At 63.1% G+C, this 24,585-nt stretch carries 21 protein-coding genes and 1 riboswitch; of the genes, 11 read left to right on the forward strand and 10 right to left on the reverse strand.

The window, feature by feature from the left end:
* Positions 1–103 precede the first annotated feature (103 nt).
* The gene (locus EJV47_RS11930) at positions 104–1,531 is read left to right on the forward strand and encodes a DEAD/DEAH box helicase (protein WP_126693387.1); all 1,428 of its coding nucleotides are present in this window, start codon (positions 104–106) and stop codon (positions 1,529–1,531) included.
* A gap of 249 nt (positions 1,532–1,780) precedes the next feature.
* Here the strand turns inward: EJV47_RS11930 and EJV47_RS11935 are convergent, their stop codons facing one another.
* The 4 genes from EJV47_RS11935 to EJV47_RS11950 form a co-directional block, all read right to left on the reverse strand.
* The gene (locus EJV47_RS11935) at positions 1,781–2,257 is read right to left on the reverse strand and encodes a hypothetical protein (RefSeq protein WP_126693388.1); all 477 of its coding nucleotides are present in this window, start codon (positions 2,255–2,257) and stop codon (positions 1,781–1,783) included.
* Between the two features lie 81 nt (positions 2,258–2,338).
* A complete protein-coding gene (upp, locus tag EJV47_RS11940; RefSeq protein WP_126693389.1) occupies positions 2,339–3,016 on the reverse strand; it encodes a uracil phosphoribosyltransferase in 678 nt (225 codons plus the stop codon).
* Entirely contained in the window at positions 2,992–3,942 is a 951-nt protein-coding gene (locus tag EJV47_RS11945) for a GNAT family N-acetyltransferase (RefSeq protein WP_165903718.1), read from the reverse strand. Before EJV47_RS11945 ends, upp begins: the two co-directional genes overlap by 25 nt.
* A 344-nt stretch (positions 3,943–4,286) precedes the next feature.
* Entirely contained in the window at positions 4,287–4,835 is a 549-nt protein-coding gene (locus EJV47_RS11950) for a YceI family protein (protein WP_126693391.1), read from the reverse strand.
* Between the two features lie 179 nt (positions 4,836–5,014).
* Here EJV47_RS11950 and EJV47_RS11955 point away from each other — a divergent pair, with 179 nt between their 5' ends.
* Together EJV47_RS11955 and EJV47_RS11960 are read left to right on the forward strand one after the other, a co-directional pair.
* Positions 5,015–5,359, forward strand: a complete 345-nt coding sequence (locus EJV47_RS11955; RefSeq protein WP_126693392.1) for a winged helix-turn-helix transcriptional regulator — start codon at positions 5,015–5,017, stop codon at positions 5,357–5,359.
* A 228-nt stretch (positions 5,360–5,587) separates the two neighbouring features.
* Positions 5,588–6,631 carry an SRPBCC family protein gene (locus EJV47_RS11960; protein WP_126693393.1) on the forward strand — a complete coding sequence of 348 codons (1,044 nt, stop codon included), beginning with the start codon at positions 5,588–5,590 and terminating at the stop codon, positions 6,629–6,631.
* Between the two features lie 150 nt (positions 6,632–6,781).
* On the opposite strand, the gene EJV47_RS11965 is transcribed toward EJV47_RS11960, so the two are convergent.
* Positions 6,782–7,495, reverse strand: coding sequence for a GDSL-type esterase/lipase family protein (locus EJV47_RS11965; protein ID WP_126693394.1), 714 nt, complete (start codon positions 7,493–7,495; stop codon positions 6,782–6,784).
* A 437-nt stretch (positions 7,496–7,932) separates the two neighbouring features.
* On the opposite strand from EJV47_RS11965, the gene EJV47_RS11970 reads away from it, so the two are divergent.
* From EJV47_RS11970 to EJV47_RS11980, 3 genes are all read left to right on the forward strand, one after another.
* A complete protein-coding gene (locus tag EJV47_RS11970; protein ID WP_126693395.1) occupies positions 7,933–8,601 on the forward strand; it encodes a hypothetical protein in 669 nt (222 codons plus the stop codon).
* A gap of 100 nt (positions 8,602–8,701) precedes the next feature.
* Positions 8,702–9,922: an AAA family ATPase gene (locus EJV47_RS11975; protein WP_126693396.1), complete on the forward strand. Its 1,221-nt coding sequence runs from the start codon at positions 8,702–8,704 to the stop codon at positions 9,920–9,922.
* Positions 9,915–10,484, forward strand: coding sequence for a hypothetical protein (locus EJV47_RS11980; protein WP_126693397.1), 570 nt, complete (start codon positions 9,915–9,917; stop codon positions 10,482–10,484). Before EJV47_RS11975 ends, EJV47_RS11980 begins: the two co-directional genes overlap by 8 nt.
* Positions 10,485–10,624: 140 nt before the next feature.
* Here the strand turns inward: EJV47_RS11980 and dxs are convergent, their stop codons facing one another.
* A complete protein-coding gene (gene dxs, locus EJV47_RS11985; protein WP_126693398.1) occupies positions 10,625–12,568 on the reverse strand; it encodes a 1-deoxy-D-xylulose-5-phosphate synthase in 1,944 nt (647 codons plus the stop codon).
* 473 nt (positions 12,569–13,041) lie between these two features.
* On the opposite strand from dxs, the gene EJV47_RS11990 reads away from it, so the two are divergent.
* Positions 13,042–14,118 carry a lysylphosphatidylglycerol synthase transmembrane domain-containing protein gene (locus EJV47_RS11990; protein ID WP_126693399.1) on the forward strand — a complete coding sequence of 359 codons (1,077 nt, stop codon included), beginning with the start codon at positions 13,042–13,044 and terminating at the stop codon, positions 14,116–14,118.
* Here the strand turns inward: EJV47_RS11990 and EJV47_RS11995 are convergent.
* Entirely contained in the window at positions 14,105–16,675 is a 2,571-nt protein-coding gene (locus EJV47_RS11995; protein WP_126693400.1) for an erythromycin esterase family protein, read from the reverse strand. The genes EJV47_RS11990 and EJV47_RS11995 overlap by 14 nt on opposite strands.
* A gap of 122 nt (positions 16,676–16,797) precedes the next feature.
* On the reverse strand, positions 16,798–17,217 hold the full coding sequence (locus EJV47_RS12000) for a lipocalin family protein (protein ID WP_126693401.1): 420 nt from the start codon (positions 17,215–17,217) through the stop codon (positions 16,798–16,800).
* A gap of 200 nt (positions 17,218–17,417) precedes the next feature.
* Between EJV47_RS12000 and EJV47_RS12005 the strand changes: the two genes are divergently transcribed.
* The 3 genes from EJV47_RS12005 to EJV47_RS12015 all read left to right on the forward strand — a co-directional run bounded on the left by EJV47_RS12005 (position 17,418) and on the right by EJV47_RS12015 (position 21,133).
* Entirely contained in the window at positions 17,418–17,729 is a 312-nt protein-coding gene (locus EJV47_RS12005) for a LysM peptidoglycan-binding domain-containing protein (protein WP_126693402.1), read from the forward strand.
* Positions 17,730–17,908: 179 nt separating this feature from the next.
* Positions 17,909–18,031, forward strand: a riboswitch (SAM riboswitch).
* Positions 18,032–18,405: 374 nt separating this feature from the next.
* Positions 18,406–19,794, forward strand: coding sequence for an O-acetylhomoserine aminocarboxypropyltransferase/cysteine synthase family protein (locus EJV47_RS12010; protein WP_126693403.1), 1,389 nt, complete (start codon positions 18,406–18,408; stop codon positions 19,792–19,794).
* A 304-nt stretch (positions 19,795–20,098) separates the two neighbouring features.
* The gene (locus EJV47_RS12015) at positions 20,099–21,133 is read left to right on the forward strand and encodes a homoserine O-acetyltransferase family protein (protein WP_126693404.1); all 1,035 of its coding nucleotides are present in this window, start codon (positions 20,099–20,101) and stop codon (positions 21,131–21,133) included.
* Between the two features lie 62 nt (positions 21,134–21,195).
* Here EJV47_RS12015 and EJV47_RS12020 read toward each other — a convergent pair whose 3' ends face one another.
* On the reverse strand, positions 21,196–21,873 hold the full coding sequence (locus EJV47_RS12020; RefSeq protein WP_126693405.1) for a hypothetical protein: 678 nt from the start codon (positions 21,871–21,873) through the stop codon (positions 21,196–21,198).
* A 108-nt stretch (positions 21,874–21,981) separates the two neighbouring features.
* Between EJV47_RS12020 and EJV47_RS12025 the strand changes: the two genes are divergently transcribed.
* On the forward strand, positions 21,982–22,887 hold the full coding sequence (locus tag EJV47_RS12025) for a S66 peptidase family protein (protein ID WP_126693406.1): 906 nt from the start codon (positions 21,982–21,984) through the stop codon (positions 22,885–22,887).
* A gap of 146 nt (positions 22,888–23,033) precedes the next feature.
* On the opposite strand, the gene EJV47_RS12030 is transcribed toward EJV47_RS12025, so the two are convergent.
* Complete coding sequence (locus EJV47_RS12030; protein WP_126693407.1) at positions 23,034–24,539, reverse strand: carboxylesterase family protein; 1,506 nt, start codon at positions 24,537–24,539, stop codon at positions 23,034–23,036.
* Positions 24,540–24,585: the final 46 nt, after the last annotated feature.

The raw sequence follows: 24,585 nt of genomic DNA on the forward strand, positions 1-24,585 counted from the left end.
ATAAAAACATTCTAATATCGAATATTATCGACTCCTGGCAGCTCCGGCAGCTGCGCCAAGCCCGACGGATGACGTAAGCGCCGGGAAACGGTACCTTTGCGGTATGAACGAGCCCACCGCCGCCGCGTCCTTCGAGGATTTCAAGCTGAACAAGCAACTGCTGAATGCCGTGGCCGAGGCCGGGTTTGAGCGGCCCACGCCGGTGCAGCAGCAAGCTATTCCGCTGCTGCTGGCCGGCCACGATTTGCTCGGCGTGGCCCAGACGGGCACCGGCAAAACCGCCGCCTTTGGCCTGCCGCTGCTGATGAAGGTGAAATACGCCCAGGGCACTCACCCCCGCGCCCTGGTGCTGGCCCCCACCCGGGAGCTGATTCTGCAAATCGAGACGCACCTGAAAAAGCTGGCCGTGTACACCGACCTGCGCATTGTGGCCGTGTACGGCGGCGTGGGCGTGAAAACGCACTCCGAAGCCGTGCTCAAGGGCGTCGACATCCTGCTGGCCACGCCGGGGCGCCTGATGGAGCTGTACTCCCGCGGCGACCTGATACTGAAGGAACTGAAGACTTTGGTGCTCGACGAGGCCGACAAGATGATGGACATGGGCTTTATGCCCCAGATCCGGCGTCTGCTCGAAATTATTCCGCGCAAGCGGCAGAACATGCTGTTTTCGGCCACCATGCCGGCCAAGGTGGAGGAGCTGAGCGCCGAATTCCTGGAATTTCCGGTGAAAATCGAGGTAACGCCGCCGGCGGCGCCGGCCTCCACGGTGGAGCAGACGCTGTACCAGGTGCCCAACTTCCTGACCAAGATTCACCTGCTGGAGCACCTCATCAAGGACAACGCGGCGTTCAACCGCGTCATCATCTTTGCCCGCTCCAAGGAAACGGCCGACAACATCCACCACTTCCTGCAGCGCAAAATCGACAGCGAGGCGCGCGTAATTCACGGCAACAAGGACCAGAACACCCGCCTGAACTCCATGAACGCCTTCCGCGAGGGCAACGTGCGCTTCCTGGTGGCTACCGACGTGGCCGCCCGCGGCATCGACGTGCCGGCCGTTAGCCACGTCATCAACTTCGACGTGCCCGTGGTGTACGACGACTACGTGCACCGCATCGGGCGCACCGGCCGGGCCGAGCTGACGGGTGCGGCCCTCACCTTCGCCACGCCGGCCGAAATGCCCCACGTGCAGCGCATCGAGGAGCTGATGCGGCAGCCGATTCCGCAGCAGGACATTCCGGCCGACGTCAAAATAGCGGAGACGCCCTTCGAGGAGGCGCAGAAAATGGCCCGCGAGCTGGACGCCCTGCGCCGCAAAGCCGACCCCGAATTCAAGGGCGCCTTCCACGAAAAGCAGGAATGGCTGAAAACCGGCGTGACAGTGGACAAGCGCACCGGCAAAACCTACGAGGGTCCGCAGCGCAGCAAAAAAGGCAGCAAGGTGAACCCCTCGAAGGGCCGGGCTTCGTCGCCCACGGCCAAGGCGGCCAAAGCCGCTGCCGCCAAAAACCGTAACGCCCGGCGGAAGTAAAGCTCAGGCCGCAAGTAACAGCACGGTCATCCTGAGCGCAGCGAAGGACCTTCCTCACACCCCGCACCGCCGCTACCTGCAAAGTACCAACGCTGCTCCGCAGATACGCTAAAACCGCCGTCCCCAAGCTTAGAGCATCAGGGGCGGCGGTTTCTGTCTGGTGCAGGCAAACGTCAGAGCGTTGTTATCAGCGGCGGTGCGGGGTGTGAGGAAGGTCCTTCCTTCGTCAGGATGACCGTGCTGTTTCCCTCAGTGGCCGACCTGATGAAACAGGTGGCTGAAGCGGATGGCCAGGAAGGCGCCGGCGGCGCCCCAGAGCAGGGCGCTCCAGAACATGTGCAGCAGAATGTGCTGCCGCTTCACGCCGAGCAGGGTGGCAATAACGGCCCCGCCGATGGGCGTGAACAGAATCGGCGTCAGGAAGGCAATGCCCCCGATACCGAAGCGGCTGAACACGCGCACAATCTGGCGGCTGCGGCGGGTGAAGATGGGCTGGTGCCGCAGGCGGCGGCGGCGCTGCAAATGGGCCACAAAAGCCCGGCCCACGCCCGTAAAAATCAGGATGCTGGTCATCATGCCGGCCACCGTGAGGGCCCAGATGACGATGAAGGGCAGCCCGGCCGCCGCCCCGGCCAGCGGCCCTCCGAAGAATTTCACCATGCTGAGCAGGAAGACCGACGCGTACTTGACCGCGTGGGGCATCATGAGCAGGACGAATTGGGACATGGTGGGCAAAACAGATGAGCTACAAACCGGTATACCCGAGGGCGCGGCGGCAGGTTCCTTCCAGTGGAGCAGCGGCGTCGGTTAAAGCTTGCTGCCGTAAGCCAAATCCCCTGCGTCGCCTAGGCCGGGTACAATATACGCGTGTTCGTTGAGGTGGTCGTCGAGGGCGGCCAGCCAGAGTTGGGCCTCGGGCACCTCCTGCATCACGTGCTGCACGCCCTCGGGCGAGGCAATAACGGCGGCAATGTGCACCTGCCGCGGCCGGCCGAAGCGCAGCATGGCTCGGTACGTCAGCGCCAACGACTTGCCGGTGGCCAGCATCGGGTCGGCCAGGATGAGCACGCGGCCATCCAGACGCGGGGCAGCAAGGTAATCAACCTGCACCTCCACCCGCGAGGTGGCCTCGATGCGGTAAGCGGCCACGAAGGCTGAGGGCGACTGGTCGAAGTAGTTCAGGAAGCCCTGGTGAAAGGGCAGGCCGGCACGCAGCACGGTGGCCAGCACCGGGAAGTCCTCCAGCAGCTCCCCCGTCGACTCGGCCAGCGGGGTTTGCACCGTTTTGTGGGTGTAGTCGAGCTTGGAGCTGATGCGGTAGGCAATGATTTCGCCCAGGCGCTGCAGGTTGCGGCGGAAGCGCAGCGAGTCGCGCTGCACGGTCACGTCGCGCAGCTCGGCAAGGAAGTGGTTGGCAATGCTGGGCTCGGCGCACACAATGTGCACGCGGCCGCTTTGGGTCAGCGCATCCAGGTCAGGTACCACGGGCGGGTGGTTTGGGTGAGGGTATAGTACGGCACGGGCCGCGCCCCGAAATTGGCAAAAAACCGCGCAATACTCGGAATCATGCCGCCCTCGAAGTCGAGCACCAGCCCCGGCGTAGCGGCGTGGCAGCGGATGGCTTCGTCGAGCAGCAGCAGCGGGGCGGCGGCTTTTTTGCCGGCCGGCGTGGCAGCGGCGAAGAGGTATACGAGCCGGCCGCGGTAGCGTACAAACAACGCCCCGGCCAGCAATTCGGCGGTATCAGTGGCGTGGGCGTGCAGCAGCAGGCTCTGCCCCTGGCCATGCAGCCACTCGCTCAGGCGCTGCAGCCGCTGGTAGTACTCCTGCTTCATCCCACCAACTTCCCCGCCCTTTTCGCGCTGGAACAGCCGAACGAGGGCGTCGGCACCGGCCACCTCTTGAATGCTGATGTTGGCCCGCTCACCGAGCTGGCGTAGCCGGCGGCGGTAGTCGGCGCAGTAACCGGCCCGGATGGCCTCGTAGTCGGCGGCCAGCGGCAAGTGGTAAGTACGGCGCTCCGTCAGCTGCCAGCCGGTGGGCACCGCCGCGGGCACCGGGGTGGCATCATTAAGCTGCAGGTGCAGGCGGGCATACTCGCCCTTTAGCGGGGCCAGATACTCCCCTACTTCCCGGTGCTGGCTGCCGGCAGTAGTCAGCAGGCCCAGCTGCTGGGTGAAGGGCGGCTGCAGCGCCTCGCGGCCCCAGAGGCGGCGCTGCGTGGGCACGGGCAGAATGCTGCGGTAACCGCCGTTGCTGGGGTCCGGCTCCACCACCGCGTCGAAAGGCCCGGCATTGGTGGCGTCGAGCCAGCCGCTCTGGGCATAGGGCACCACTTGCTCTGCCGCCCGCACGCAGTCGTCCCAGGCAGCACGGTCGATAAAGGAATGGGCGAGGTAGCGGAGCGGCACGGGGTGCAAGTTAGCCCGTGGCGCGTCGTCCGCGGCGTAGGGTGAGCTTGCAGCTCGCGTGGCGCCGCGGAGGATAATCGTTCGGACCTTTACTGGAACAACCTCAGCAACGATACGCGAACTACAAGTTAGCTCCGCTGACCTGCGGTTCGCGCTGCAGCGCCGTGGCCCCGGGCAGGCACAAAAAAAGCCACCCGGGGCGGGTGGCTTTTCGGTGCGGTTCGGGGCAGATCCAAACCGCCGTGGGGGGCGGCAACGCGAACTTTTCTCCCAGGCTGGCGGGCTGCAATGGTGTCCCGCCGGGCCTGAACTCCCCCATTCACGCTGCCGGTATTGGCGGCCGCTTAGGCGGCCACTTCTTCTTTCACTTTGGCAAACTGCACGCTGGCCAGCAGCTTCACTTCGTCGCTGACCACGATGGCACCGGCTTCGGTCACACCGCTCCAGGTCAGGCCGAACTCTTTGCGGCTGATTTTGCCGCTCACTTCGAAGCCGGCTTTTTCGTTGCCGTAGAAGTCGGTAGCGGTGCCGCCGTACTCCACGGCCAGGGTCACCGGGTGGGTTTCGCCCTTGATGGTCAGGTTGCCTTCCAGCTGGTACTCGCCTTCGCCTGTTTTGCGCAGGCTGGTCGATTCGAACGTCAGCTTGGGGTGCTGCTCGGCGTGGAAGAAGTCGGCCGACTTCAGGTGCTGGTCGCGCTGAGCCTGGTTGGTGTCGATGCTGTCGATATCGGCCGAGAAGTGGATTTTGGCCGTTTCGAACGAGTCACTCTCGGTTTCGACGGTGCCCTCGAACGTCTTGAACGAGCCCGTCACCGTGGAAATAACCAGGTGCTTGATCTTGAACTGTACTTCGGAGTGGGTCGGGTCGAGGACCCATTTGATCGTTGCCATGCTGTTCTGCGGAGTTAAACCGGCGGGAGCCGGCGGGTTGAGTGTCAAGAGGAAAAAGTAGCTGCCGGAGCAGATAACACTGCAAAAGTATAATTCATGTACGTACATTTGTTTCAACTAACTTGCCGGTTACCGGTTACTTCCACGCTACCGTCTTCTCCTCCTTCCAGTCCATCGTTATGCCCGCCTCGACTGCGCAAGCCTGCAATGCCTACCTCCGTCCCGTCCGCGACGCCATGGACGTGCTCGGGGGCAAGTGGAAAATCCCCGTCATCATGCTGCTGTCCATCAAAGAGCGGCGTTTCAAGGAAATCCAGCGCGAAATCGGGGTGACGGCCAAGGTGCTGTCGAATGAGCTGAAGGATCTGGAAAGCCACGAGCTGGTGAAGCGTACGGTGTTCGACACGGTGCCCATTTCGGTGGAGTATTCGCTGACCGAGTACGGCCGCACCCTGGAGCGCGTTATTGGCGAGATTCGCGAGTGGGGCGTGCATCACCGGGAGCGGATTCTGGAGCGCGCCTAGCGGCGGAGTGACATCTTCTAGATACTAGGGCTAGTTCCCCTCCTCAGCTGAGGAGGGGCTAGGGGTGGTTGATAGATTAGAGCTAAAAAATAAGAGCTAGTTGCCGTTCTGGCGTCAGGGTCAACCACCCCTGGCCCCTCCTCAGCTGAGGAGGGGAACTAGCCTTAGCTTCTAGTCCTGGCCTTACCCGCCAACTTGAGTTACTTAGCGGCTTATTTCGCTATACGGATGGCCGCTTTTCCTTCCCGCCACATTCCCAAGCTCGCGGCCCTGCTGGCCGGCGTAGTGTACGCCCTGATTTTCCGGGGCCTCTTCAACATCGGTTTCCGGCAGGTGGGCGGCCTGCTCATGCTCTCGTTCCTGGTGGCCGTGCCGCTGGGCCTAGGCGTACTGACGGCGCACTTCACGCCCAAAAGCCGGGGCAATGCCTGGCGTTACGTGTTTGCGCCCTGGATATCGGTGACGCTGTTTCTGGCGGTGGCTTTCCTGACGCACCTGGAAGGCGCCATCTGCCTGATTATCATCATGCCGCTGTTTTTCCTGGTGTCCTGGCTGGGGGCGCGGCTCTACAAGCTGTTTGAGCCCAAGGACGAAGACCCGCAGGACTTTATGCTGGTATCGGCCGTGGCGCTGCTGCCGCTGCTGGCGGGCCTCATCGAAGGCCAGTTTACAGCGCCCGACAGCCTGCGCCGGGTGCAGAACGTGGTGGACGTGGCCGCTCCGCCAGCAGTGGTCTGGCAGCACATCATCCGGGTGCCGCCCATCACGGCCGCCGAGCTGGGCCCCAGCGTGGTCGACCGCATTGGTTTCCCGCGGCCGGTGGAGGCCACGCTCACTCGCGAAGGCGTGGGCGGGGTGCGCCACGCCACCTTCGAACGGGGCGTGGAGTTTATCGAAACCGTGGACGCCTGGGTGCCGGAGCGCAAGATTTCCTTTAGCATAGCCCCCAACACGGCCACCATTCCGCCCACCACCTTCGACGAGCACGTCATCGTGGGCGGGCGGTTTTTCGACGTGCTGCGCGGTACCTACGAGCTGCAGCCCCTGCCCGGTGGCCGCACCCGCCTCATCCTCTACAGCCAGCAGCGCCTGAGCACCAACCTCAACGCCTACGCCGGCCTGTGGACCGACTACGTGATGAGCGAGATTCAGCGCCGCATCCTGCAGGTAGTCAAGCGCCGTTGCGAAACGACTTTGACTATATCAGAGCATCATGCAGCGCGCAGCGAACCGAAGGTCGACGTAGTCAAGCATCTCGCGTGCTTTGATTAGAACGTCATTCCGAGCGTAGCCGAGGACCCGAAGGAAGGCGCAGCCAATCTCGCGTGCTGATGACAGGTAGTAAACTCAGTTCAACGAAGAAGTTACTATCCAGCGAGATGCTTCGGCTGCGCCTCTGCATGACGTGCTGGTTTCGTCGGGCTACCGCAGCAGGCCCTGCGCCACCGGCAGCGCCCGCGTGGCCCACTGCCGCATCTGCGCGCCGGAGTAGTGCAGGCCGTCGGGGGCAAACTGGGCCGGGTCGCCGGCGGCGCTGCGGGTCAGGTCGGTGATGTTCAGGAAGGCCACGCCGGCCGCGGCGCACTCCTGCTGGGCGGCGGCGTTGAACTGGTCGATTTCGCGGCTGATGCGCGCCCGGTCGTAGGTCTGCCCCGTCGGCGACTGGCCCCAATCGGGGATGGACAGCACCAGCACCCGCCCGGGCCGATTGCCGGCAAAGCGGGTGGCCGTGGTCAGCAGCTGGCGAAACTCCGTGCGGTACTGGCTGAGCGGTAGGCCCTGAAACTGGTTGTTCACCCCAATCAGCAAGGTCACCAGCTCGTAGGTTTTCTGGTTGCCCGAAGTGGCAATGGCCTGCTGCAGGTTGGTGGTGGTCCAGCCCGTTTGGGCAATGATGTCGGGCGCCTGAATCTGCCCGCCGCTGAGGGCGGCCAGCTGCACCGGCCAGCGGTCCGCTTCCGGCACGCTCTGCCCGATGGTGTAGGAGTCGCCCAAGGCCAGGTAGCTGACGCCGGTGCTGGTGGGTGGCTGCGGCGCGGGGCCAGGGCCAGTGGTGGGCTCGGGAGCGGCCTGGGTGCAGCCGAAGTAGAGCAACGAGGCAAACAGCAGGGACAGCAGGCAGAGCAGGCGTATCATAGAGGGAGGCTGGCGCATAGCCTTACCTACGTAGCCACCGGGCCGCACAGATGCCAGGGCCGCGCGCCGAAGATGCCGAGCAGCAAGCCTGTTCGGTACTTACCTGGCCTCCTTACCCCGCGCCGCCTTGGCCACTGCGGGTTCCTATCTCCCCTTCTGATGCGGTAACGGGGCTTTTACAAGCACGCCAAGCCATTTTCTGCCTGACAAAAACGGTTTTATAAGCACGCAAAACGGTGTTTGACTCGATAAAACTCGTTTTACAAGCACGCGAAAGCATTTTTAGCAGGGCGAAACTGGTTTTGCGTACTCGCAAAACCAGTTTTATTGCGACAAAAGTCGTTTTGCGAGTTCTAAATTTTATTTTTATCAAATAGCAGCCGTAAAACCGGCCATTCCATTACCTTATTGCCACTTACTTCAATTCCCTAAGTGTCATGGAAACTACCCCTGCGCCCAAGTCGCGCAAAACTCCTCTCCTACCCGCCAACGACCAGCAGCTAGCGGCGCTGGCGGTGTTTGCGGCCCAGCGCTGGCAAGCCGAAAGCTGGCTGACCTTGCGCCACAGCACGGCCGCCCAGTTCTTGCAGCAGGCCCAGGCCTACGAAACGGCCGTGTCGTCGCGCCAGCAGCTCGGCGCCGCCCGCCCCATCGACGCCGACGAACTGCTCAACCTCGACGCGCAGATTGACGAAACGCTCTACCGCGTCAAAAACCGCCTCGTCGATAAGTACGGCAAGAAATCGGCCGTGGCGCACTACCCCACCGTGGGCATTACCAAGTACAACGGCGCCTACGTGCTCGACCGGGACCGTATTCGCAGGGCGGCCGCCTTGCAAACGCTGGTGAAAGGCCTCAGCACCGAAAAAATCACCGACGGCGACTACGGCCTCTCCTTTTGGCAGCCCATTGCCGAGCGGTACCAGCAGCTGGTCGGGCAGCTCACCGACACCAGCGGCGCCGTTTCCAAAGCCGTCAGCCACAAGGACACCATGCGCGACACGGTGGAAACCGTGCTCAGCAGCCTGGCTAAAGTCCTCGACGGCAACTACCCCGGCAAGCAGGACTACAAGGCCCAGCTGCGCGCCTGGGGCTTTCAGAAGTAGTCGTCAGGCTTTTCGCGTAGTAAAACGGCCGCTGTTCCCGGGGAACAGCGGCCGTTTTGCGTTGTTGTTACCTTTGGCGCCTGCCTCTGACTTTGGAATTATGAACGAGCAACTGATTGTCAAAAACTTCGGCCCGATTAAAGATGCCACGGTGGACTTCAAGAAAGTCACGGTGTTTATCGGGCCGACTGGTGGGGGGAAAAGTACGCTGGCGAAGCTGGCGGCAATATTTAGAAAATCTGGCTTGCTAAATCTTTTGGAGGCTGATGCTAGCGCCAATCAGATACTAGAGGGATATGGATTAGATGGATATCTAAAACCACGAAAATCTTATGTAAGATGGCTCAATAGTGAAGGAACAATCTTTGATTTTGGCAAAGGCGGAAGCAACAAAAATGACATCAAAGAAATCGTAGATAGCATCTATGCAGAAACTTTTGACATGAAAGATCATGAGTTAGAAAGACACCTTAACAGGATACTTAAAAAGAAAAAATTTCAACATATTCCAAAAAGTTTTTTAGAAGAAGCAAAAAAGAAAAAGGAAGAGATATTTAAAAAATATATAATCGAGAGCATTATAAAAAAAGAGCTATACACATCTTCAGCGGAATACATTCCAGCGGAAAGAATCTTCCTTTCATCTATAGAAAATTCATGGGCTGGCATAGTCAGAGATGACATAAATCTACCCAAAGTCTTGGTAGACTTTGCCAATACGTACTCCAAAGCAAGGACACAAGTAAAAAAAATAGACATAGATTTTCTCTCCTTGACTTACATATTCAAGAACAATGATGATTATATCAAAATTGACAACAAGACAAATATCCCGTTGCACAAGTCCGCAAGTGGAATTCAATCAACAATACCGCTAATAATAGCAATGGAATGGTTGTCCAAGCAAAAAGACATCTTAAGAAGCTTTGTAATAGAAGAACCCGAACTCAATTTATATCCATCTACACAAACAAGCTTACTAACTTGGATACTAACAAAATGCTATTTCAACAAAAACGAACTAATCATTACAACTCACAGTCCATACATTCTCTCCCACCTCAACTTACTGCTCTATGCCTACCAAGTAGCCGAAAAGCATCCTGACCGCAGAGAAGCTGTGGCCGCTATTGTGCCCGAAGCGAGCTGGATTAATCCTAAGGATTTCGCTTGCTACCACGTCGGCGAAGGTACAGTACGCTCATTGGTCAATGACGAGTTAGGCTTAATCGACAATAATGAGTTAGACAACATATCCGGCGATAAAGCCGACGCCTTCGATCAACTTATTCGTATTAACCGCGGCTTCGCTCGTGCTTAGAGAATTTCGATTATCATTTCAGCAGCAGATGCGCGGCGGGGGCTGCGTGGCGTCGAATACCGAAGCAGAGTTCTTCGTACATGATCCACCGGCACCCAGCCCTGATCCGTGCTACATGTACAGCGGCACACTGCAATCAGTGTTCGATTTGCGCGTAGTAAATGCGCGCAACCGAGAAATCCATCTGATAGCTGTGGATAAATGCCTGTATCCGTATGGCGGAGAAGAAACTCGCTGTGACTGTGCCCTTGTGGCACAGGACAGGCTTTATCTGGTCGAGTTTAAGAAACCCGAATTGGAACAATCCGCCGATGGGAAGCAACGCCACGCCAATGCCAGTGACTGCCTGAGACAATTAGCCGCTTCGCTCAAGGACTTTTATGAGCGCGGCATTGTTGAGAGAGGCTCTCTAGTAATTGCGCATGCTTGCGTTGGCTATACCCATCCAACCCCTTACAACGGGGCCAATTATCGAACGCTCACCGCGGCATTCGACTTGCACACGGCAGATATACCGGTCCAGATTAAGTTGATTGTGGATAATAAGATGGTTATTAGCTGACGTCAGCACGCGAGATTGGCTATGCCTTCCTGCGGTTCTTCGCTGCGCTCTGAATGACGTTCTTTTGGATTTCGCACATAACGCAAAATCGCCCCGCCGGACGAATCCAGCGGGGCGGTTTCAGTTGCAGCTTGGAGCGGCTAGCGCAGCAGCTTGCTCGTGCGGGCGTCCGTCACCTTGGCCTGCATGTCGCGCACGGCTTGGGCAATGCCGGCGGCGTCGTATCCGCATTCCTTGTACAGCTCGTCCTGGGAGCCGTGCTCCACCACGCGGTCGGGAATGCCGAGGCGCTTGACGGGCAGGCTGTAGCCGTGGTCGGCCATGAACTCCAGCACGGCGGCGCCGAAGCCCCCGGGCAGGCAACCGTCTTCCACCGTCACCACGGCCTTGTAGCGGCTGAATACCTGGTGCAGCAGCTCCTCGTCGAGGGGCTTGCAGAAGCGCAGGTCGTAGTGGCCGGTGTCGAGGCCTTCGGTGAGCAGTTGCTGGGTGGCGCGCACGGCGTAGTTGCCGATGTGGCCCAGGCTGAGGATGGCTACATCGCCCTGGCCTTCGCGGACGGTGCGGCCGGTACCCACGGCAATGCGCTGCAGGGGCCGGCGCCACTCCGGCATCACGCCTTCGCCGCGGGGGTAGCGAATGGTGAAGGGGCCGGCGTTTTCGGGCAGCGTGGCGGTGTACATCAGGTTGCGCAGCTCCTCCTCGTTCATGGGCGAGGCCACGACCATATTGGGCACGCAGCGCATGTAGGCCAGGTCGTAGGCGCCGTGGTGGGTGGCGCCGTCGGCCCCGGCAAAGCCGGCGCGGTCGAGGCAGAAGACCACGTGCAGGTTCTGCAGGGCCACGTCGTGCACCACCTGGTCGTAGGCGCGCTGCATAAACGACGAGTAGATGTTGCAGAACGGCACCAGCCCCTGCGTGGCGAGGCCCGCGGAGAAAGTAACGGCGTGCTGCTCGGCAATGCCCACGTCGAAGGCGCGGTCGGGCATGGCCTTCATCATGATGTTCAGGGAGCAGCCCGAAGGCATAGCCGGCGTCACGCCCATGATTTTGGGGTTCTGCTCGGCCAGCTCCACCATCGTGTGCCCGAACACGTCCTGGTACTTGGGCGGCTGGGGCTTGTCGGGGACTTTCTTGTAAATCTCGCCGGTGATTTTATCGAACAGCCCGGGCGCGTGCCACAGGGTCTGGTCTTTTTCGGCCAGCGCGTAGCCCTTGCCCTTCACCGTCACGCAGTGCAGCAGCTTGGGCCCCGGAATCGACTTCAAGTCCTTCAGAATAGCGGCCAAATGCTGCACGTCGTGCCCGTCGACGGGGCCGAAGTAGCGGAACTTCAGCGACTCGAACAGGTTGCTCTGCTTCATCAGCGTCGCCTTCATGGCCGACTCGACCTTGCTGGCAATGGCCTGCGGGTTGGGCCCGAACTTGGAGAGCTTGCCGAGCACGTTCCACAGCTCGTCGCGCACGCGGTTGTAGGTGCGCGAGGTAGTAATGTCGGTGAGGTATTCCTTGAGCGCGCCCACGTTGGGGTCGATGCTCATGCAGTTGTCGTTGAGGATGACCAGCAGGTTGGTGTTGGCCACGCCGGCGTGGTTCAGGGCCTCGAAGGCCATACCGGCCGTCATAGCCCCGTCGCCGATAACGGCAATGTGCTGCCGGTCGAATTCCTTTTTGTAGTCGGAGGCCACGGCCATGCCCAGCGCCGCCCCGATGCTGGTGCTGCTGTGCCCCACGCCGAAAGCATCGTACTCGCTTTCCGAGCGTTTGGGGAAGCCCGACAGGCCCTGGTACTTGCGGTTGGTGTGGAACTGATTGCGGCGGCCGGTCAGGATTTTGTGGCCGTAGGCCTGGTGGCCGACGTCCCACACCAGCTGGTCGTAGGGCGTGTTGAAGACGTAGTGCAGGGCTACCGACAGCTCTACCACGCCCAGCGAGGCGCCGAAGTGTCCGCCGTAGATGGACACCGAATCGATGATAAACTGCCGCAGCTCCTGGCTCAGCTGGACCAGCTGGTCTTCGCGCAACTCTTTCAGGTCGGCAGGCGAGTTTATCGCCGCCAGCAGGGGTCCGGGTTCAACAATCATCGGAAGGTAGTTACGGCAGCAGGTGGGAGTAGTGGGCTAACTCGCTTAACAGCCAGATTGTTGCGGGGAGCCAACAATGAAGCATGAGCTAGCGGGCAAAGGTACGATATTTTCAAAGTGGCGGTTGGGGTTAGCAGGTTATCATTCGACCGGCAGAACGGCCACTCCCCTCCTCAGTTGAGGAGGGGACGCGGTGCCTTCGGCACCGCTGGGGTGGTTGCGTCGTTGCTGATGCCAGATAGTAATTTCCCTTGGGCCTGAGCAGCACCGCGCCGGCCATCGGTAATAAATCTGTAATCCATTAGCGGCGGTTGCGGTTTAAGCAACGTCAGCAACGATTCAACCACCCCAGCCGCCGCTAAAGCGGCGGCGTCCCCTCCTTATCTGAGGAGGGGAATTGTGGTTCTGCCACTTTTGGGCCACCCGCCGGGGCCCGGCTCCGTACTTTTGCCTGTCACCAACGCTCCCCCCGCATGACCACGCCCCAGCAGGACCGCCAGCTGCTCGATAAACTGTCGCCTTCGCGCATGCTGCTGCCGGTCGTCATCGGCCTTGGGGTGGTCGGGTTTATGTTCTGGCGCAGCTATAAGCCCGGCGACCTGGCCGGCCTGGCCAATGCCAAGCCGCTGTGGCTGTTCATCACCCTGCTGGTGCTGCTGGCCCGCGACTTCGGCTACATGTACCGCATCCGCCACATTGCCGAGAAAAAGCTGTCGTGGAAGCAGAGCGTCGACGTGATTATGATCTGGGAGTTTGCCTCCTGCCTGCTGCCCTCGGCGGTGGGCGGCACGGCCATTGCCTCGCTGCTGCTCAATAAGGAGGGCATTCCGCTGGGTAAGTCCCTGGCCTACATCATGGTCACGGCCATGCTCGACAACCTGTACTTCGTGGTGGCCGGGCCGCTGGTGTGGCTGCTGGCCGGCCACCACATTTTCCCCCACGAGACGCTGGGCTCGGGCGGCCTGGTAACGACGCTGAAAGTTGCGTTCTGGGTCAGCTACGTATTCACAATGGCGTATTCGGCCCTGATGGCCTACGCGCTGTTTGTCAATCCGCACTCGGTGAAACGCTTTCTGGTGCGGTTTTTCTCGCTGAAGGGTTTGCACCGCTGGCGTCGCCGGGCCTACCACCACGGGCTGGAAATGGTGCACGCCTCGGCCGAGCTGCGCGGCAACGGCGCCCGGTACTGGGCCGAAGCGGCCTTGAGCACGGCCTTTGTGTGGACGGCCCGCTACCTGGTTATTGGCTGCCTGATTGCCGCCTTTATCAACGTGGAGTGGGGCGAGTTCGGGACCATCTTCGCGCGCAACCTCGTGTATAAAGTGGTGCTGCTGATTGCCATTACGCCCGGTGGCGCGGGTTTCGCGGAGGGCGCCTTCCCGATGTTCTTCCGCTCCTTCGCCGGCTCGGATACCATGACCAACTTCATCCTGCTGCTCTACCGCATCGTCACGTACTACCTCTACCTCGTGCTGGGCACCATCTTCCTGCCGCGCTGGGTGGGCCGGGTGTTTGGCAAGCAGGCGGCCCGGGAGGTTATGGCGTCGTAGGCGCAGCGGCGGGCACCGGCCGCTGGTACGCGTCCCAAAACTCCGGGCGCTCCGGCACCTTGGTTAGCTGCTGCAGCTCCCCCGCTTCCAGCTCGGGCTGCAGTTTATGGTCGGGGTGCGGGCTGCCGGCGGGCAGGGGCGTGAGGTACTGCTCGCAGGATTTCTGGTCGTAGAACGCCGCGCCGCCCAGTACGTGGCCCTGGGTGAGGGCCTGGCCCAGGCTGCTCAGGGCGTGGTAGCGCCCGTTGGCCCCGCGCTGATACTCCACGGTATGCGTCTGCCAGCTGGCGGAGTACACCTCGTTGTAGAGCTGGGCGACGAGGCCCGGGCGGCCGTGGTATTTGCGGGCTACGGCATTGTGCTGCACCGTATCGTACTGCCAGCGGGCCTCGTAGCGCACCACGGCGTAGTCCTGCTGCCGGATGAGCAAGGTGCCCGCGTAGCCGCTGGTCAGGTAGCTGCCGGTGGTGCGGTGGTTGGGCCGCTTAGCCTCGAAGCGCAGGCGGTAATACGTTTCGCCGCCGTGCTGCTCAATGGAGTCCAGCCGAAGCTGGTAGCGGCTCAGGGCCCGGCGCCGGAACAGCGGGGAAATGCGCACCGGGTCGGTGCTGACGGAGAAGAAGCCGTGGCCGCCCTGCATCAGCTCGTCGGAGCGCAGGGGCCGGGCCGAGCGCTGCAGCACGTGTTTCTGCTGCACCTGGTGGGTCTGCTGCGGGCCCAGCATCAGAAAGCCGCCGTCCCAGCTGCGGAAGCCCGCCGGCTCGAAAATCTGGCTGACGTACTCCACGGCGAAGCGCAGGGTATCGAAGCGGATAAGGCGGCGCCGGGTGTACAGCTGGGCCGTGTAGTCCTGGGTTTCGTAGTTGGTGGGCAGGGCCGCAATGACCTTTTTCAGAATCCGCCGCGGGTCCTGCGACTGGGCCGTGACGCGCACCGGCCCCAGGGCGTAGGCGGCCGGCGTGAGCTGCACGCGCCCCGTCACGGCCGCGGCCGGCAGCGTCACCGTTTCGTAGCCGATGCTGCTTACCTGCACCGTGGCCCCGCGGGGCACCGCCAGCTGAAACCGGCCCTGCGCATCCGCCACCGCGCCTTTGCCTTCGGCGGGCAGGGCCACGGTAGCAAACGGCACCGGCTGTCCACTGCGCCGGTCGATAATCGTTCCGCTGAGCGTTAGCACGGCGCTGCCGGCGGGGCCACGGGGGCGCAGCACGGGGCCCGGCAGCGGCCGGGCCGGCGAAGTCGGCGGGGCGGCTGGCGTGGCCGCCGGAGCGGTTTCGGGCGCGGCGGCCAGCTGTACCGGGTGCGGCGGCTGGCAGTTGCGCAGGAACAGGAAGCCGTCGACCACCTCGCTCCAGGGCCCGCTCAGCGGGCGGTACTCGAAGGCGTAGGTGGTCAGTACCCGGCCCGGCGCGTCGTGCTTCAGGCTCACGAACTGGTACTCGCCGGGGCGGCTGAGCAATTCGGCCTCCAGGCTACCGGCGGCGGGCGGCGGAATAAGCTGCTCGGGCCCCCGCCCCCCAAACCGGTGGCTGCCGCCGCCGGCCAGCGTGCCGAGCACGTACACGGCATCGGGGCCGAGGGCGGCTTTTACGGCGCGGCCCATGGGCTGGTAGGCGCGCAGCTCGGCGTTGTCGAAGGCCTCGACGCGGTTGGCAAAATGGGGCAGCGCGCCCCAGCACACCACTTTCTCCTGCGGGTGCTGCCGCAGATACCACAGCAGGTTGTCGGCCATCTGGGCGTCGCGGGGGTTGCTGTCGGCGGCCCGGAAGCTGGCCGAGTCCTTGGCGGCGTTGTCGTGCTGGGCGTAGTCGTGGGCCAGGGCCTGCAGGCTGCGCAGCGTCTGCAGCCAGAAGGCAGCCCGCTCGCGCCGGGCGGCTTGGGGGCCGCCGGCTACTTTTTCCAGCAGCCGGCGCGCCTTGTTCAACTGGGCGTTGAACAAAGCCGGCTGGTGCGTGGGCGGAAAAAGGCCCATCTCGCCCATGGCGCTGATGCACTCGTCGAGGTAATCATAGCTGATGGCCTGCGCGCCTTTCTCGGGCTGCAGAAACGCTTCCAGCTCCTCCAGCAGCTCGCCCTGAAACTCACCGCTCAGCTGGTTGTCGAAGCCGGCCACGCGCAGGCCGCCGGAGCCCAGCAGCGGCTGAATGGCTTGAAACTCCTGGGTGCCCGTCCAGATCGGAAACAGGCTGCCGGCCAGGGCCTCACGCACCGGCGTGCCCGCTTCAATCAGCCGCTGGGCCTGGCCCACCTCGTAAAAGCCGCTTTCGAAAGCCACGGTGGTGAAGCCCATGCGCCGCTGCAGAAACCGCAGCAGCCGGATTTTGGCCTCGGTTACGCTGCCTTCGCCGTGCGTGGGCTCGCCCAGCATCACCACCCGCGCCGCCCCGATTTCAGCTGGCAGGAACGCGAGGTCGGTGAAGTCCTCGTCGGCGGGGCTGATGCTGCGCACCGGGTGCGCGGGCAATACCCCGGCGGGCAGTTGCTGGGCGTGGCTGGCTGCGCCGAACCAGCTAAGTAGCCCCAGCACGCAGCCAAGGCAGAATAAACGACTAAACATAACGCGGCAAGCGGATGAAGCGGCGAAACTAAGCAGTTTGCCCGGCTTCCGCCGCCGGCCACGAAAAAGCCCCGCCGACAAGGGTCGGCGGGGCTTTTTCGCGGGGTCTGGGTAAGCGGGGCTTACTCGGCTTCGAGCTGCAGCTCGGCGCCGGAGGGGCTACGCAGCGTGAGCCGGTCGTCGGTGAGCGTGACCACGTCGAAGGTGTTGGCCGTGTTGCCGTTGTCGGGCGTCAGCGTGATTTTCTTGGCGGCCTGGTCGAAGGTGTACTTACCGTTGACGGACTCCGTGGGCGAGGTCATCACGTACTGGCCGTTGGCGAAGAAGCGCAGCTCCTCCTGTTTCTGCTCGGAGGACTGTTTGACTTTGTCGCCGCTGGCGTCTTCTTCCCGGCGGGTTTTCCACATCTTGCTTTCGGTGCCGTAGAGCATGTTTACGCCTTCCACTTTGCCTTCCTTGCTGCCGCAAGCGTAGGTAAACATGGAGAGCAGCAGCAGCAGGCTGGCCAGGTAATGCAGCGGGGTGTTGAATGTGCGTTTCATCGTAGGGTGTCTGGAATGGAGAATGAGAAGGAGTGCGGATTACGGCGCCGCTGTTGAGCAGTTGCCGCGGCGTTTCTTACGGGCACTTGGGCAAAGGGTTAAGCCGCAACCCCGGCGGCGGTACCCGCGTAAAGCAGGGCTGATTCAACTGACCATCAGGTTTTTGAACTCTTCCCCCACACCTCAACCACGACACCACTATGGGACTCTTTGATTTTCTGAGCGATAAAGGCGAGAAAAAGCCTGTTCAACCCACCCAGCCCAAGCAAACCGGCAGCGCCACCGATTTTTTCGGCAACAGCACCCAGCCGGCTGCCACCCCGGCCCAACCCGCCGCCGCCCAGGGCGAAAGCTACACCGTGGTCAGCGGCGACTCGCTGTCCAAAATTGCCAAGCGCCACTACGGTGACGCCGCCAAGTGGCACCAGATCTACGACGCCAACAAGTCCACCATCGGCAACGACCCCGACCGCATTGAGGTCGGCCAAGTGCTGAAGCTGCCGAAAATCTAGGCAGCCCCGCCTCTAGCGCATCCAACGCCCCAGGTCCGACCCCTGGGGCGTTTTTTTATGTCCACTACCGGCTGGCCACTTTTCAGTTGGTTTCTGAAAACTTTTTGCCGGATTTGCGTTTTATGCATCCGGTACTACCTTTGTACCACCCGTGCTTCCGGTGCGGGCTTTTTTTGACGCATTTATTTCGAAGAGGCGAGAGACCAGGCTCCGTGACCCTCTGGCAACCACCGGCAACGCACTAGGCCGGCAGGTGCCAACTCCTGCCCCACTGCTTATTGCAGGGAGGGGACAAATAAACCGCGTGCCATGAGCCACTACCCCCCCATTTCCGGCAACCCTTCATCAGCGCCCCTCGCCGCGCCGTCTGCTACCGCTTTGGCCGTAGCCGCCCGCGCCTGCCTGGCCGCTTTTGCGCCGTCGTCTGTTTCAGGCGCGGCCCGAATGTGTTGTTGCTGTTGTTGGTAGTGTGCCCCGCCGGCGCCTGACATAGCTGGCCCCTACCCTTTCCGTGTTTCTGCCAGCCGCCGGGCTTCCGGGCGGCGCGTGGCCTTGCCGTACCCGCTGATGCATCCGGGCCGGCGGGGGCTGCGGCTTCAGCGCACCCCGTTTCGGCGGCAGTAGCGCGGCTGGCTTCCTGGTTTCTGATTCCACAACCTCTCTTCTCAGCCTTCCCATGTCTGCTCAAAACTTCCAGTTCGAGACCCTGCAGCTCCATGCCGGCCAGCAGCCCGACCCCACCACCGGGGCCCGCGCCGTGCCGCTGTACCAGACCACTTCCTACGTCTTCAAAAACGCCGAGCACGGGGCCAACCTGTTTGCCCTGAAGGAGTTCGGCAACATCTACACCCGCCTGATGAACCCCACCACCGACGTGTTTGAGCAGCGCATTGCCGCCCTCGAAGGCGGCGTGGCGGCGCTGGCTACGGCTTCGGGGCAGGCGGCCCAGTTTATTGCCCTGAACAACATCCTGCAGGCCGGCGACAATTTCGTGTCGACTTCCTTCCTGTACGGGGGTACCTACAACCAGTTCAAGGTGGCCTTCAAGCGCCTGGGCATCGAGGTGCGCTTCGCCGACGGCGACAATGTGGAGAGCTTCGAGAAGCTGATTGACGAGAATACCAAGGCCCTGTACCTGGAAACCATCGGCAACCCGGGCTTCAACATTCCGGATTTTGAGGCCATTGCGGCTTTGGCCGAGAAGTACGATCTGCCGCTGGTGGTCGACAACACGTTTGGGGCGGCGGGCTACCTGTTCCGGCCCCTGGAGCACGGCGCGCACATCGTGGTGCAGTCGGCCACGAAGTGGATTGGCGGGCACGGCACCTCCATCGGCGGGGTGATAGTGGACGGCGGCAAGTACGACTTCGGCAACGGCAAGTACCCGCAGTTTACCGAGCCCTCGGAGGGCTACCACGGCCTGGTGTTCAACGACGTGTTCGGCAAGAACGGGCCGTTCGGCAACATCGCCTTCATCATCCGGGCCCGGGTGGAAGGCCTGCGCGACTTTGGCCCCTCGCAGAGCCCCTTCAACGCCTGGCAGCTGCTCATCGGGCTCGAAACACTGAGCCTGCGCGTGGACCGCACCGTGGAAAACGCCCAGAAGATTGCCGAGTGGCTGGAGCAGCACCCGCAGGTGGAAGCCGTGAACTACCCCGGCCTCAAGAGCAGCCCTTACCACCAGCTGGCCGCGAAATACCTCAAGCGCGGCTTCGGCGGGGTGCTGACCTTCGCCATCAAGGGCTCCAAGGACACGGCCACGCAGTTTATCGACAACCTGCAGCTTATCAGCCACCTGGCCAACGTGGGCGACGCCAAGACGCTGATTATCCAGCCCTCGGCCACCACTCACCAGCAGCTTTCCGACGAGGAGCAGCGCGCCGCCGGCGTGACGCCCACGCTGCTGCGCCTCTCGGTGGGCATTGAGCACATCGACGACATCAAGGGGGACTTGCAGCGCGCCTTCGACGCGGTGCTCAATGCCGCCCCCACCGACACCGACGAGGACGAAACGCCCATCCTCGTGGAGCAACAAGCCGGGCACCCCGCTACGCTGGAAGTCTAAAAGGGAGGGAACCTGGGAAGCCGGTCCGCTGCCATGGTGCGGCTTCCCCTCCAGCTGGCGGGGCCGGGCGGTTCGTTTCGGGAGAAGACGCGCCGCCTTTGCCTTGGCCTCTTTGCGCCGGCTCCTCCCCTGCCAGGGAGGGGCCGGTAGCAAAGAAATACTGAATCCGGCTTCGAACCGGCTTCGCGGCCTGCCTGCTTGGTCGGATCTGCCCGGTGGCCTCACTCACCACGCCGGGCACCCGATTCGAGCCCGGCAGGTTCCGCAGGCCGGTTCTACGGCCGGATTCCAGCTTTTTACCCCGATGAGTACTCCTCAAACTTTCCTTTTGCCGCAGCCCCTGCCGCTGGAATGCGGCGGGCAGCTGGCCGGCGCGCAGGTGGCCTACCACACCTACGGCATGCTCAACGCCGAGGGCAGCAACGTGGTGTGGGTGTGCCACGCCCTGACGGCCAACGCCGACGTGCTGAGCTGGTGGCCCGGCCTGTTCGGCGCGGGCCATTACTACGACCCGGCCGAGTGGTTTATCGTGTGCGCCAACGTGCTAGGCTCCTGCTACGGCAGCACCGGCCCCGCCTCGCCGCTGCCGCCCCACCACCGCCCGCTGTACGCCGCCTTCCCGCGCCTGACTGTGCGCGACCTGGTGGCCGCCCACGAGCAGCTGCGCCAGCACCTGGGCCTGGCGCGGATTCACACACTCATCGGCGGCTCCTTGGGCGGGCACCAGGCCCTGGAGTGGGCCGTGCAGCTGCCCGAGCTGTTTGGGCACCTGGTGCTCATTGCCACCAGCGCCCAACACTCGCCCTGGGGCGTTGCCTTCAACGAGGCCCAGCGCCTGGCCATCATGGCCGACTGCACCTACCTGGGCGGCGGCCCCGAAGGCGGCAAGGCCGGCCTGCGCGCCGCCCGGGCCGTGGCCCTGCTCAGCTACCGCAGCTACGAAGCCTACGGCCGCAGTCAGGCCGAGCCCGAGGACGACTTGCTGCCGGCTTTTTACCGGGCCAGCTCCTACCAGCAGTACCAGGGCGACAAACTCACGGCCCGCTTCAACGCCTACAGCTACGTCACGCTCTCGCACGTGATGGACTCGCACCACGTGGGCCGGGGGCGCGGGGGGGTGGCCGCAGCCCTGGCCAGGGTACGGGCCCGCACCCTGGTGCTCGGCATCAGCTCCGACGTGCTGTTTCCGGTGAGCGAGCAGCAGCTTCTGGCCCGACTGATTCCGGCGGCCATGTACGCCGAAATGGAGTCGGGCTACGGACACGACGGCTTCCTGATTGAAACTGCGCAGATTGCGCATTTTCTGGAGCGGTTCTACGTGCAGAGCTTCGCGCACTAGCCGACTTAGGCCGCCACGACCAGGCTCTCCCTGGTAAGCCGCTGGCTACTTTTCAAGCCGCTTTATGGCTGACGTACCAGCGTGAGCGTATCGGCGCCCTGAAGCAGTACCAGCTGCTGAGGCGAGGCAGCCAGCAGCTGAAACAGTTTGCGAGTCCCGGCCGGGTATGGTTCGTAGGGCTGGGGCACCATCTGCACGCGAAAAGCCGTAGGGCCAGTGGGCCAGGGCCGCTGCCAGCGGAGCCAGCCGATACCGGTAATTTCGATGGTCTGCGGGGTTGTACTTGGCTGCCAGGGCAGGGCGGCGTAGCCCGCCGAATCGGTAGGAGTGGCGGCTACAATGGCGCCGGCTGCGTCGCGCACCAGCACCGTGAGGCCGGGCAGCGGCTCCGAGGTGCCGGCTGCCGCCTGGGTGCTGACGCTAAGCTGCACCTGTTGGTCGGAGGCCGCCAGTGGGCGGCTATTGGTGCGGGCGGTAGCGGTATCGGGCTGGCCGTTGAGTTGCAGCTCCAGCCGGCGGCCGCGCAAGCGGTACGTACCGCTGCCTTCCCGTCCCATGCTTATATCATCGACGTGGACCAGGTAGCGGACCCGATTAGCCGGCTGCACCACCAGTTCCCGGCTGGTGTACAGCATCACATTGGGCTTGGTTTCGAGGTAGGAGCCGGGCAGCAGCGTGCGCGGGGCGGCGCAGCTGCTGAGGCCCAGCAGAACGGGAACAATTCGGTGGAATAGGTGCATTCGCTAGCGAAGATGCGTCCTCCCCAACCATTCCATACAGCAGCGGGGGAATAGTGCCATCGACTGCCCGCTTCGACGTAGGTTTGCGGCAGCCAACACCGCTTCATTATGCCCACCACGCCCCCTTCCCTCCGCCCCGGCGACCAGGTTGCCATTGTGTGTACCGCCCGCAAAGTCTCGCGCGAGGAGCTGGCGCCGGCCATCCAGATTCTGGAAAGCTGGGGCCTGCGGGTGACGCTGGGCGAGTCGGTGGCGGCGGCCTACCACCAGTTCGGCGGCGACGACGCGCTGCGGGCCCGCGACTTTCAGCGCCAGCTCGACGACCCGGCCATCCGCGCCATTCTGGTGGCCCGCGGTGGCTACGGCACCCCGCGCATCATAGATTTGATTGACTTTTCGCGCTTCGAACAAAACCCGAAGTGGGTGGCCGGCTTCTCCGACATTACCACCCTGAACTGCCACCTGCTGCGCCTCGGCCACGAAAGCATCCACGGCGTGATGCCCTTCATCTTCGCCCAGCCCGGCGGGGCCGACGCGCTGGAAAGCCTGCGCCGGGCCCTGTTCGGGGAGGAAATCAGCTACGCGGTGGCGGCGCACCCGCTGAACCGCCCCGGCACGGCCGAGGGCGAATTGGTGGGCGGCAACCTCAGCCTGCTGCAGACGCTCAGCGGCACGCCCTCCGACGTGAGTACGGCCGGCCGCATTCTGTTTCTGGAGGACATTGAGGAGTACCTCTACAGCGTGGACCGCATGCTGGTGCACCTGGACCGGGCCGGCAAGCTGCGCGACCTGGCCGGGCTCGTCGTGGGCCACTTCACCAATCCGCAGGACAACGCCATTCCTTTCGGACTGAGCTGCTACGAAATTATTGACCAGTACGCCGGCAAGTACCAGTTTCCGGTAGCCTACGGCTTCCCCGTGGGCCACGAGCCGGCCAACCTGGCCCTGATCTGCGGGCGCCGTGCCCGGCTCACGGTAGCGGCCGAGGGCACGCAGCTCAGCTACGCGAAGTAGCCGCGGCGGGTGCCGGCAAAGCGGCCCCGGCGCTGTTCGTGTAGTTGAAGCTCCTGCTCCAGGCTTGAATACATTGATAAGCAACACGCAGGCGGCATTAAGCTGCCCTGCCTAACGCCTTTACTGGCAAGCGGTACAAGCCACCGCTACTGCTTGAGTAGCCGCACCTGCCACCGCTGCCCCGCCGCCTGCAGCTCGATCAGGTACACGCCGGCCGGCCACGAGGCCAGCTGCGGCAGCGCTACCGACGTGGTGCCGGCGGGTACTTGCAGCCCTTGCCGCAGCACTGGGCGGCCCGTCACGTCGCGCACGAGCAATTGTGCCTCGGGCAACTCAGCTTCGGCGGTAACAATAGCCGTGGCGGCGCCCGCGGCCGGGCTGGGCGCCACGTTCAGGCGGAGGCCCGCAACCTTACCCTTCAGCCGCACCGCCCGCGGACCGTAGTAGCTGCTACGGCCGTCGAGGTCGGTTTGGCGCAGGCGGTAGTAGCGCAGGCCGCTGGCGCCGGGGTTTTCGTCGCGGAAGCGGTAGTGCTGGGCGGCGGTACTGTTGGGCGCCGTGCTGGGCACGAAACCCAGCGGCTGGTACGCTTTGCCATCGGTTGATACTTCCACCCCAAACCCTGCGCTATTGACTTCCTGGGCGGTGGTCCAGCTCAGCAGCACCCCGACGCCCTGCTCGGCGGCCCGAAACTCGGTAAGCGTAACCGGCAAGGGCGAGGCCACGCCCAGAAAGGGACGCAGAAAATCGCGCACGACGCGCACGGTGGTGTCCATGTAGGCCTGCTGGGTGGCGCTGGTGCCGTTGTAGGGCACGTGGCCGGCACCCTGGAATGTGTAGAGCGTGTTGGGCACGCGCACCTCGTCGGCGCGGGGCTTGATGGCGCCGCTGCCGTACACCACGTCGCCGGTGAAGGTGGCGCCGGCCGCGTAGGGCACGGTGGTGTCGCGGTTGCCGTGCAGGCTCACCAGCGGCTCGTCGCCGGCCTCCAGCCAGCTCAGGTTGCCGATGGCCCCGCACAGGTTGATGGCCGCCACCACGGCGCTGCTGTAGCCCGGGTTGCCGCTGCTGCCTTCCAGCCCGGGGACCACGCCGGGCGCGTTGAGTTGGGCTAGCTCCGCGTCCTTGTCGAGGTAGGCCAGGTGCACGGCCGTAATGGCCCCGGCCGAGGAGCCGCCGGCGAAAATGTAGAGCGGATTGACGTTGTACTGATTGGTAGTGGCCGCATCCTGCCGGAAAAAGCGCACGGCGGCGCGCATGTCGTGCACGGCATTAACCACCGCCCGCGCCCCGTTGAAGGCAAATGTCTCCAATCGGTACTCGATGCTGGCCGTGACGTAGCCGCGGCGGGCAAAGCGCCGGCACAGCTCCGATACGTCGTACTCGGCGCGGGTGCCGCCCAGGAAAAAGCCTCCGTGGGCGAAAATGATGACCGGCCGCGGCGTGGCGGGGCCGCCCACCGGCTGGTACACGTCCATGAGCAGCGCTACGGTGGTGCCGCTGGAGTTGACGGCGCTGCCGTACTGCACCGTGGTGGGCGTGGGCGCCGGGTACAGCTCGCGGTAGAATTGCCCGCCGGTGGTATCAATCTGGGCCGCGACCGGGCGCAGCACGCCGCCGAGCAGCAGCAACAGGAGGACGAGGTGCTTCATAGCGGGCCGCGAATCGGTTGGGGGCTTAAGGTACGCGTTTAGCCGG

The organism is Hymenobacter gummosus, assembly GCF_003970915.1.
Classification (GTDB): domain Bacteria; phylum Bacteroidota; class Bacteroidia; order Cytophagales; family Hymenobacteraceae; genus Solirubrum; species Solirubrum gummosum.